The sequence below is a fragment of the Barnesiella sp. CU968 genome (assembly GCF_905219685.1).
Taxonomy (GTDB): domain Bacteria; phylum Bacteroidota; class Bacteroidia; order Bacteroidales; family Muribaculaceae; genus Lepagella; species Lepagella muris_A.
Map to the genome: position 1 here is coordinate 1 of NZ_CAJMXD010000168.1, position 6,217 is coordinate 6,217.

1 protein-coding gene is annotated in these 6,217 nt (G+C 46.2%); it reads left to right on the top strand.

The genetic code is table 11. From position 1 onward, the window contains the following. Positions 1-1,476 precede the first annotated feature (1,476 nt). Positions 1,477-6,217 (top strand): C10 family peptidase (locus JX312_RS07750; protein WP_239653854.1); only part of this gene is annotated, 4,741 nt, incomplete at its 3' end.

Sequence of the window (6,217 nt, forward strand, 5' to 3'; positions counted from 1 at the left end):
GTTGTTGAGGAGACTGTTGAAGAGGTTGTTGCTGACTCTAACGACACAACTGCAGCTACTGAGGTTGCCGCTGAGGTTGTTGAGGCTCCCGCAGCTGACTCTGCAAAATAATTTTGCATAAACACAGCAAGACGAAAGTCAAAGATTTGAATCGGCGATTCCTTAGGGAATTGCCGATTCCCTTTTTAGAGAGTGAGGTCATCTTGGGGTTCTTGAATACTGAACTCATGAGATTAACCTCTTTTTTTTATCTGCTTTTTTTAGTATCTTTGCCGTGATTTTGAATAAAGAGACAATATGAATAAAAATCAAAAGAAACTTCTGACGGCGGGCATAGCCGTAATGGCATGCTTTGTTGCCCTTATCATATGGCTTATTGTGGCAAACTCACGTAACACCGCAGCCGTAAACAAGGCGGAGGCAAGGGCTGACAGTCTTGCAATCGCCAACGACCAGCTCGTGCTTACCAACGAGTTCAACCAGCTCAGCGCAGACTTCAACCAATATGAAGGACAGCAGATATATCTCAAGAACGACTCTCTTGTACATAAATACAACGAGGCAAGAATGAAAGTCGAAGGTCTCATTCAGGAACTCAACGATGAAAAAAGCAAAAATGCCAAGAACATGGCGGCTTCACGCGCTAAAATCAAACAGCTCGAAGGAGAAATCGCCACTCTTAAAAACATAGTTCGCCACTATCTTGAGGAAATCAAACGCCTCGGAGAGGAGAATGAAGACCTTAAGCAGGAGATTCAGCAGGTTCAACAGAAAAACGAACAACTATCTTCTCAATATACCGCAGCTACCAAGAGCAACGCTGAATTGACGCAGACCGTTCAGCTCGCAAAAAAACTTAATATCACAGGCATTTCTTTTCAGGCTTACAACAAGAAAGGGAAAACCGAAAAGAATATCACCAAAGCTCGTCAGCTGGGAGTGCACTTCACTGTAAGTCCCAACAACACCACAGCCCCGGGTATGAAAGACTTCTATATAANGATTCTGTCTCCGGAAGGCACATTGCTCGGCGGTGGTCCTTCTTTCCAGCTTGACGGATCCACGATATCATCCACGTCTCACAGAAAAGTAGAATACGCCAACGAAGAATTGTCGGTGGCAGTATACTGGGATGTAAACACAACCCTCACTCCCGGCGACTACACGGTGGAAGTATTCTGTGACGGCTACCGTCTCGCCTCCCGCCATTTCACAATGAAGAAATAATTAAGATGCCGACTCATGATGAGCCCGGATAAACCCTGATTAAATATAAACATCTTTAGAGAGTGCACCGGTAGGTGCACTCTCTAAAGATGTATTTATGTAAATACAATAAATACAATAAATACAATAAATATTAAACAAATCTTACTAAAAATTTTATCACAGAACAAGTTCTGACATATTGAGCTTGTTCACAATTAAGTTATGTTTATGCATTCCTTAAAACTGTTAGTTTTATCTGTGTGCGTAATGTTCTCTGTTCATGGAGCATTAACAGCGTCACTCGGTGAAAACCAGGCTCGACGCATCGCAGCTGATTTCTTCGCGGCAGGAGGCTGCGAACGGCTTTCAAAAGAGTCTGCACTCGAACTGGCGCAGACATCCGTAAATAGCGCAGGCGAGTGCGCTTATTATGTATTTAACGCCAAAGATGGGCAAGGTTTCATTATTGTCAGTGCCAATGACAACATCGAGCCTGTTATTGCCTATGCATATGACGGCTCGTTCGAAGGAAATTCAGTGCCTGAAGCTACGGCATCCGTACTTCTGAACGTAAAGAAACACATCGCTTCCGCAAAGGTTGCCTCTCCGCGACGCAAGACAGCTGCAACGACAGCTGCGGTGTCTGGCAACAAATTGCTTAACACTGCCACATGGAGTCAGGAAGCCCCGTTCAACAACCTGATACCCAATCGCCGTCTCACTGGATGCGTCGGTGTGGCAATGGCAATAATCATGCGCCATCATGCTTATCCGGAGAAGGGCAAAGGTTCTATCGGCAATGTAAATTTCGATGCAACCTATGACTGGACAAACATGAGAACCGATAATTACCGCAATGGATATACAGCCGTGCAGGCACAGGCAGTAGCAACATTGGTTTCTCATGCGGCGCAATCAATCCTCACAGACTTCGGCATGTCAAGTTCAAGTGCATTTGAAGTCCGCGTGCCTTCCGCTCTTATAAACCATTTCGGATATGACCCGGGAGTTTCGTATAAGAAACGCGCAGAAATGGACAAAGCTTCATGGGATGCGCTCATCGCATCTGAAATTGAGGCGGGACGTCCTGTGCTTTATAGTGGACAAGATGTGTCAGTAGGACACGCGTTCGTATGCGACGGCTATGAGACTCGTGGTTCTGAGACTTATTTCCATATAAACTGGGGATGGGGAGGCACCGCCAACGCATATTTCGCGTCAGATGCCCTCAACCCCAGTGTAAGCCGCGATTATCATTTCAATGACCAGACAACTATTGTCTATAATATCAGACCTGCGGCAATGGCAGGAGCATGGTCTCCCATACACCTCACAAGCGACGGCAGCCAGATCGGTATGACATCAGACATTACCGACATGTCGGCAGGAACCTCCTTCACGGTTCGCGCCGGAGCATTGAAAAATATCTCCAACGATAACTTCACCGGCTCTATCGCCATTGCCATTTATGACGGAGCGGGAGCATTCAAATCTCTTGTCAGCGATCCCCGTGGTTTCAATCTCCCTTCGTTGCAAATAAATCAGTACACCGACTTCACTTGCAACGTGCCTGCGGCATCAAACGTTGTGAAAGGGGATGTCGTGAGACTTGTAACCAAAGCTAACGGTACAGACAACTGGCTGCCNGTGGCGGGAGATCTTCTCGTAGCAGGAGAGATTCCGGCAATCGGCAACGAGATACCATATTTCGCTGTGCAGATGCCGACGGCTGTTGAAGGTGCAGTGATATCAGCACCAACAGGCAACAAGGTTATAAAGGGACGTGATTTCTCTTTCAACGTGACTTCTCAGTCTTCCGACAAGGTCATTACGGTAAAAGCAAACGGCTTTATTCTCACCCCAAACACTGCAGGAAACTATGTTATACGCAATGTCAACTCTGACCAAAAAGTCAGCGTGACTGTGCAGAACGCTGCAGACGTCATATCCAAACGCAATGTATGGGTAACGGCAGGTAACCTCTCCAATCTCATAAACGACACCGATGCCGGAACAATCAAAGACCTTACTATCTATGGAACGATAGACGCTACCGACTTCACATTCATTCGTGAACGCATGAAGCTCACACGTCTTGACATATCCAGTGCCCGCATTCTCGCCAACGGAAGCAATCCCGCAAATGCCATCCCGGCAAAAGCCTTCTATTGGTACGGATCTCTTCAGGAGGTCGTGCTCCCTTCAAACCTCACCACACTCAAAAGCGGATGTTTCACAGGTACAGGGCTGAAATCTGTTGAAATTCCGGCATCTGTCGGCACATGGGAATACAATGTGTTCCTTGGTTGCGAATCGCTCAGGGAGGTTATATCTCGCCGCACTTCTCCGGCTTGGATAAACTGGTGTGTTTTCAACGGCTCGCCAAGAACTAAACTGATCGTGCCGGTAGGTAGCAAAGCTGCATACTCGGCTAAGGAATACTGGAAAGATTTCAAGGAAATCATTGAGCAGAATCCTGTTCCGGCAAGCTCATATTCCATCGACATCCAAGAAATACCGGGTGTAAAGATAACCGCAGAAACAGAGGATACGGAAGTAGCTCCGGGATCATCATACAAGTTTAAAGTGGAAACAGATGATTCTTTCGGCGACACCACAATGGAGGTATATGCAAACAGCACCCGTCTCAATGCTGACGCATCGGGATATTACACGGCTGTGATCAATTCCAATACGCTCCTTCACACCAATTTCAAATATCCTGAAGCAGTCTCAGACAGACCTTCAACTTGGAAAATAACCGGTGCGAACAACGGTGCAGGACTTGTGACAGACGTTATAAATGTAGCACCCGGCAAGACATTCTCCATGCGCGTGAACGCACTCGCGATCCCGGCTAACGACGCAGCGATGTTCTATGCCGCTGTTCTCACCGACAGCAAGGGAGCTATTAAAGAATTTATTTCACCCGTAATAACAAACAGCAGCGACAACCACGGCAACCTTCCCTGCACATTCTCATGTCAGGTTAAAGAAGCATCCGTGCGTGAAGGAAACCTTATCCGCATAGTGACTTCATACAACAAAAAGAACTGGTATCTGGTGGATGCCGAATCTGAAACCGTCTGCGACCGTCTCAAGGCTGTAGGTAATGAGGTCAAATACCATAACGTGACAATGCCTGAATCTATTGAAGGAGCAACCATCACCGGCAACGTTACCCAGGTGGTGCATGGCATGCCCCTCAATATAACGGTAGTGCCTGTATCTGAGAATGATCTCGTAACTATTTCTGTGAACGATGTCGTAAAAATAGCGGATGCCGCCACAGCCAAACTTTCAATCGGCTCTGTGATGGAGGATCTCAATATCTCCATCCAGGTTAATCCCAAAGGCACACAGGTGTATACTGTGGTTCATGTGCATGAAGGAGAACTTGAAACAAAGATAGCTTCCGCCCCTGCCAGACTCAAAGTGGTAGGCACTATCAACCAGTCTGAATTTGCGGCATTCAAGAAACATATAACAAAAATCAAAGCTCTTGACCTTGCAGATCTCACTATAATCAATGACGGTAAAGAGATTCCGGTATTACCGGCATTGGCTTTCTATGATGACAAGAATTACCGGAATCTCTCAGCTCTGGAATCCATAATCCTGCCATCAAATCTTAAGCGCATCGAAACGCAGGCTTTCTATCGCAATTTAAAACTGAAAGAAATTACTCTTCCTGCGTCAATCGAATTTATAGGTAACGATGCATTTAATTATTGCTTGGCACTTCAGAAAATCATCGTTTTGCGTCCCACGCCATGTGAACTTGGCAATATGGGTGTATTCCCTACCACCAAAACTATCACCATCGAGGTGCCAAAGGGATCACTCGCCGCATATCAGGCTCCAACTACCCAATCATATTGGAAAGAACAGAACCTCGTCGAGTCGGCTATATTCTTTAATGTGCAGGTAGACCAGAAGCGTGTTGTCAACGTGGATCCGACAAACGTGCAGCTCAGCAAGATCGCTTATCCTGAAACTGCGACATCTGTTGAACTGGGTCTTCCGAACTCAAAAACGCAATTGAACCCGTCGCAGGAATCATACCCTGGCAAAGCTTTCCGTCTGTATGACAATGGTGTTGACGTTACTGAAACAGCTTCTTCAATAAAAGAGGGTAAATACAATGTAACATTCGATCCTGCAATAACTGACGAAGCTAACCTTGCATATCCTCAGAACCATAAGGTAGATGTAGTTCTATTCCATACCGTAGCATTCAACAAGTCTTCTGATAAAATATCGGTAGAAATGATTGTCACAAACGAGGAAAACATCTGGCAGAACGTTGCAATGTCAATATTCGACAGCTCTTCTTCGGAAGTTCGTCCGGAAGTATACAAAGAACACGGAAACTATGGATTCAAGGTGATGTCTGAGGTTCCCGGCATGGAACCCAAGGTTAAGATAACAGATCATTCAGGCGAGACTCAGACCGTAATCCCGAGTGAAGAAGGCATCTACATGATATCCGACCTTCAGGGGGATGTCACCGTTGACATAACAATGGTTCCGACAGAGGGAGCAATACTCAAGTCTGATGAATTGGCTGCAGTCGATAAGGAAAGCGCAGCCGACATAACTTCAATAGGCATGTCGGGCAATGTTTCTTCCGAAGACTTCGAAACAATCCGGGAAAACTTCAGCAACCTCGAGACGCTTAACCTCTCGGATATGGAGAACACCTCTATACCTGCGAATGCGTTTACAGGCATGAGCAATCTGTCAAGCGTGGTAATACCTGACAATGTAACTGAGATCGGTGAAAATGCATTCAGCGGCTGTAGCAACCTTGAGTCTATTTCCCTTTCATCTGTTGACCAAATCGGTGCTGGAGCATTCAATGGCTGTTCCAACCTTACAAGCATATCAATTTCGGGTAACGGAACTCAGAGCACAAGAAGCTTTGCGTCTCGCGCAGCCGGCATAAACGATGACTCTTTCAAGGGAATCAACCCGAACTGTCTGATATTCGTTCAAGACCAAGGGC